Below are 4,864 nucleotides of genomic sequence, written 5' to 3'. Positions count from 1 at the left end.
CCCGCGCCGGCAAACGCGCCATTGGTCCGGACAAGATCAACCAGCTCCGCCACCTGGCGAAACTGCCGGACATCCACGCCCTCCACCGGCTGATGGACGGCCACCGCGAGCTCATCGCCCCCAAGTTCGACGCCGTCCACGAGGCCTTCGCCCGGGTCTTCGGCGACTACCGGGTGGCGACCTGGACACGCCCGCGGGGCGGCTACTTCATTAGTCTCGACACCCCGCAGGGATGCGCCGCGCGCACCGTGGAGCTGGCCCGCGAGGCCGGCGTGGTGATGACGCCCGCGGGCGCGACCTACCCCCACGGCCGCGATCCCGAGGATCGCAACGTACGCGTGGCCCCGACCTTCCCGTCACTCACGGAGGTCAAGCAGGCGGCGGAGGGGATCGCCGTGGCCACGCTGCTCGCCGCCGTCGAGCGGGAGATCGCCCGCCGGGAAGCCTGACGACCAACGACAAACCATAAACCGACACCGACGACCAAGGAGCCGGTATGAAAAAGGCCGTATTCATCGCAACCATGCTGGTCGCGAGCACCGCCAGTGCCTCGTGGCTGAGCAGCATCTTCGGCGGAGACGGGGGGAAGGACCTCCTCGCCTACGTCCCCGCGGACAGCGACTACTACGTGGGCTACAGCGAGCCCTACGACGTGGCCGCATACCTCTCGCACTGGGAGGGTGTGCTCGACCGCGGCGACGCCCGGGAGGAGCTGCCGAGCCCGGCCGAGGCCACCGAGAAGGGCGGCCCGGCCGCCGGCATGCTGATGGCGCTGCTGGAGCAGACCTACCTCGACGACGAGGCCGAGACCCCGGGCGCCTCCATCGGCCTGGACGACGGCGGCGTATCCGGCTTCTACGAAGTAGCCGGACTGCCGGTACTGCGTTACCGGCTCGACGACGTCGACACCTTCAAGGCCGCGCTGGACGCCGCCCAGAAACGGGCGGGCGTAACCCCGGCCGCCTCGACCGGCGAGGACGTCCGCCGCTACCCGTTCGCGGGCAAGGGTGACGCCGCACCGCCGGCCCTGCTGATCGCCGTGCGCGACGGCGACGCGGTATTCACGCTCGCGGTGGCCGGCATGGAGGATGCCCTGCCCAAGGCGCTGGGCGAGACCCTGCCCGAGGAGAGCATGGCCGACTCCGGGCGTCTGGAGAAGCTGGCCGAGACCTACGGCACCCTGCCCTGGGCCACCGGCTACATCGATCACCGCGCCCTCGCCAGCGCGGTCACCGGCACCGGCAACGGCGGCACCGCGGCACTGGTCAAGTCCATCGCCAGGGCCTACGGCGAGGAGCCGCCGGAGCTGGAAGCCGGCTGCGTGGCAGACATGAATGCGGTGGTGGATGTGTGGCCGCGCAGCGTGCTCGGTGTCTCCGAGCTCGACCCGGACACCGGTGGCGCACGCGTGCGCTGGGTGACCGACATCGCCGACGGCGACCTGCGCTCGACCCTGAAACGGTTGCGCGGCCATATCCCGTCGGCGGCGCAGGGCAGCCTTGCCAGCGCGGGACTCGGCCTGGACATCTCGTCGGTGGTGCCGGTCATGCAGACCCTGGCCAATCGCTTCAAGTCCGCGCAGTGGCAGTGCCCGCAGATGCAGCAGCTCCAGCAGCAGGTCAACACCCAGCAGCTCTCCCAGATGGGCATGCTGACCGCGATGCTGGGCGACGTCCGCGGTGCGACGCTCACCCTGCTCGACGGCCCGGCGGAGAAGGGCCGGATCCCCACGGGTACCCTGGATATCGCCACCTCCCGGCCGGGGGCGCTGTGGCAGGTGATACAGGGGTTCATCGGCACCAACGTGCAGCCCGAGGTGGGCGGCGAACCGGTGAGCATCGACCATCCGATGGTGAGCGGCAAGGACGTTCGGGTCGCGCTGCGTGACGGCCGCTTTACGGTCCTCGCCGGCCAGGACGCCGCAGTGCCGGACTCCGGCGCGGACCTTGCGGCAAACGGCATTCTCGACCTGCGCTACAACCCCTCGGCGCTGAGCGGGGCGCTGATGAGCGACCTGGAGGCCGTGCCGGGTGACCAGGCGGAGATCGACGAGGTCCGTGACCAGCTCGAGTCGATGGACATCGACCAGGAGATCATGCTCGACATCACCGATCAGGGCCTGCTCCTGGACGTCGCCGCCACGCCCGGATCCGGGGACTCCTGATCCCCGTGCCGGAACGGCCGGCTACCGCGGGGCGCGGCAGGGACGCCGCGCTGCTGCTCGCCTGGCTCGCGGTGGTGGCGCTCGCCGCCGCCAGCGGCATCCTGACACCACCGGGCGAGTGGTACGCGGGCCTCGCCAAGCCACCGCTCACGCCGCCGGACTGGCTGTTCCCGGTGGCGTGGACGGTACTCTACGTAATGATGGCGGTCTCCGCCTGGCTGGTGAGCCGCCGGGTCATGCTGCCCGACGGCCTGACCGTGCTGCTGCCCTTTATCGCCCAGCTCGGGGCCAACGGACTGTGGTCGGTGATCTTCTTCGGCTGGCACCGCCCGGTCACCGCACTGCTCGATCTCGCCGTCCTCTGGCTGCTGATCGCGCTGTGCATCGCCCGCTTCCACCGGGTCTCGCGGCCCGCCGCCTGGCTGCTCGCACCCTACCTCGCGTGGGTGAGCTTCGCCGTCTACCTGAACACCGGCGTGATCCGGCTCAACTGAGCCGCACCCGCGTCCGGCGCCAGTGGGCGCCCCGCTCCAGGGACTGTACCGGCATGGCCAGCGGCCGTTCCGGCGGCAGTGCCGGCAACCGCCGCGCCGCACCGCGGCCCTCCGCCGCGAGCGTCGTGTCCAGCAGCCCCAGTACCGCCGGCGGGCGGCGCTCCTCCGGCGCTGCCCAGGTCCCGCTGCGGACCATCCATTCGCCCCAGTCGAGGCGGCTGGAGCACACCACGATCGGGGCGGCCAGCACCAGCCCCGCCACGATGGGTGTCAGCCACCAGAAAAAGCCGAGTGCCAGCCACGCCGTCACGCCGCCCCACAGCAGACCGCCGATGGTGGCCAGGGCGGTGCGCCGCGCCGCCTCGCGCCAGGCCACGGCACGGCCGTCACGGACCTGGGGGTCCCAGCCGGTGCGGCTGCCGCTGAGCACGGCGAGCACGAAGCCGGCATGGAAGACCATCATCACCGGCGCGATGAGCACGGAGAACACCGTCTCCGTCAGCGCGTTCCACGCCAGGCGCCAGCCACCGCCGAAGGCCCGGCGCTCGTCGGCGCGGAGGAGCGCCCGCAGCACGCCCAGCACCTTGGGCAGGAGCAGCAGGGCTACGGTGATCATGAGCAGCGAGGCGATCTCCGTGGTCTTGGCCACCGGCCAGTCCGGAAAGAGCTGGTAGCCGCGCCGGAAGAACTCGCCCTGATTGAGTGCCCGGGTGAGGGCGTCCACCGTGCTCAGCGCGAGCATGAACAGCCACAGCAGCGACGAGATATAGGCCGTCGCCCCCATGAGGAAGTGGACCCGGCTGAGCGGATGCAGCCCGTACGCGGCGAGCAGCCGCAGGTGCTGGAGGTTGCCCTGGGCCCAGCGGCGGTCACGCTTGGCAAAGTCGAGCAGGTTGCTCGGCACCTCCTCGTAGCTGCCCTCGATCTCGGGCAGGAGGTAGACGTGCCAGCCGCCACGCCGCATCAGCGCGGCCTCCACGAAGTCGTGGCTGAGGATATCCCCGCCCAGGGGCGGCCGCCCGGGCAGTGCCGGGAGGCCGCAGCAGTCGCTGAAGGCGCGCACGCGGATGATCGCGTTGTGGCCCCAGTAGTTGGCCGCATCCATCTGCCAGAAGCTCAGCCCCGTCGCCAGCATGGGGCTGTACAGCCGGGCGGCGAACTGCAGGAAACGCCCGAACGGCGTGCGCTGACGCACCGGGATCGGCACCGTCTGGATGATGCCCGCCGAGGGGTGGCGCCACATGGTCCGCGCCAGCGCCAGCAGCGCATCGCCGCTCATCACGCTGTCGGCATCGAGCACCACCATGAAGTCGTATCGCCCGCCCCAGCGCCGGCAGAAATCGGCGATGTTGCCCGCCTTGCGTCCCGCGTTGTCGTCCCGGCGCCGGTAGAACAGCCGGCCATCGGCGTCGAGGCGCTCCGCCAGCTCGGCGCAGCCGGCGGCCTCGGCCTCCGCGATGGCCTCGTCGCGGGTGTCGCTGAGCAGGTGGAAGTCAAAGCGCTCCCCCGCCCCGGTCGCCACCAGAGAGTGCCAGGTGGCTTCCAGCCCGGCCAGGACCCGGCCCGGATCCTCGTTGTAGACCGGCATCACCACCGCAACGCGGCCGGTGGGCCCCGAATCCGGTACCGGGCTGGCCGCGAGCGTCAGTGGATGGCGCCTTGCCAGCGACAGCACGAAGCCCGCCACGGCGCTCCAGAAGGCGGCCACGATCCAGGTGAACGTGACCGTGAACAGCGCCAGGATGCCCCACTCCAGGATGGTGGTGTCGTTGGCCCGCAGGATGCTGAACATCAGGAACACCCCGCCCGCCGCGCTGGAGAGCACCAGCAGCGCGAATACGGCACGGCGCAGGCCGGCCCCGGGGCAGTGCACCCGATCCGTCACCGGCGATGTCGATGCTTCAGGGGAGTGCATCGGGATCCCAGACATAGTTCCACGTCTCGCTGACGCGTTCGCCGCGCAGTTGCAGGAACAGCCTCAGGTCGGAGGGCTTCTCACCGTCCGGCGCGAGCCGGAAGCTCGCACGCCAGTGGCCGTCGGGCAGACGGTGGACGGTGACGTCCTGGGTGACCCCCGTGGACTGGCTGAGCTCCGCGGTTACCGGCTGCGAGCCGGCCAGGCCGTCGAGCTCACCGCCGGCGAAATCGACGATGAACTGGCGCAGGCTCTTCGGCGGCTTGTCCTTGGTACCGGGAATGGCCGCGT

Annotated in this window: 4 protein-coding genes and 1 pseudogene; 3 read left to right on the top strand and 2 right to left on the bottom strand. The window is 70.9% G+C overall.

Annotation, left to right across the window (positions count from 1 at the left end; all coding sequences use genetic code 11):
- The 3 genes and pseudogenes from G7A99_RS15965 to G7A99_RS15955 form a co-directional block, all read left to right on the top strand.
- Window positions 1–449 (top strand): annotated as a pseudogene (locus G7A99_RS15965) (aminotransferase); the annotation flags it as partial.
- 47 nt (window positions 450–496) lie between these two features.
- Window positions 497–2,164 carry a hypothetical protein gene (locus tag G7A99_RS15960; protein ID WP_163141941.1) on the top strand — a complete coding sequence of 556 codons (1,668 nt, stop codon included), beginning with the start codon at window positions 497–499 and terminating at the stop codon, window positions 2,162–2,164.
- Window positions 2,165–2,169: 5 nt separating this feature from the next.
- Window positions 2,170–2,658 carry a TspO/MBR family protein gene (locus tag G7A99_RS15955; protein WP_018718848.1) on the top strand — a complete coding sequence of 163 codons (489 nt, stop codon included), beginning with the start codon at window positions 2,170–2,172 and terminating at the stop codon, window positions 2,656–2,658.
- Here the strand turns inward: G7A99_RS15955 and mdoH are convergent.
- Together mdoH and G7A99_RS15945 are read right to left on the bottom strand one after the other, a co-directional pair.
- Window positions 2,651–4,543 carry a glucans biosynthesis glucosyltransferase MdoH gene (gene mdoH, locus G7A99_RS15950; protein WP_240466306.1) on the bottom strand — a complete coding sequence of 631 codons (1,893 nt, stop codon included), beginning with the start codon at window positions 4,541–4,543 and terminating at the stop codon, window positions 2,651–2,653. The two genes, G7A99_RS15955 and mdoH, sit on opposite strands and share 8 nt — an antisense overlap.
- 16 nt (window positions 4,544–4,559) lie before the next feature.
- On the bottom strand, window positions 4,560–4,864 hold a 305-nt coding region (locus G7A99_RS15945; RefSeq protein ID WP_163141937.1), incomplete at its 5' end, for a glucan biosynthesis protein.

The sequence above is a fragment of the Arhodomonas sp. KWT genome, assembly GCF_010993615.1.
Note: the sequence above shows the minus strand (reverse complement) of the source record. Positions and strands in the feature narration are given on the sequence as shown.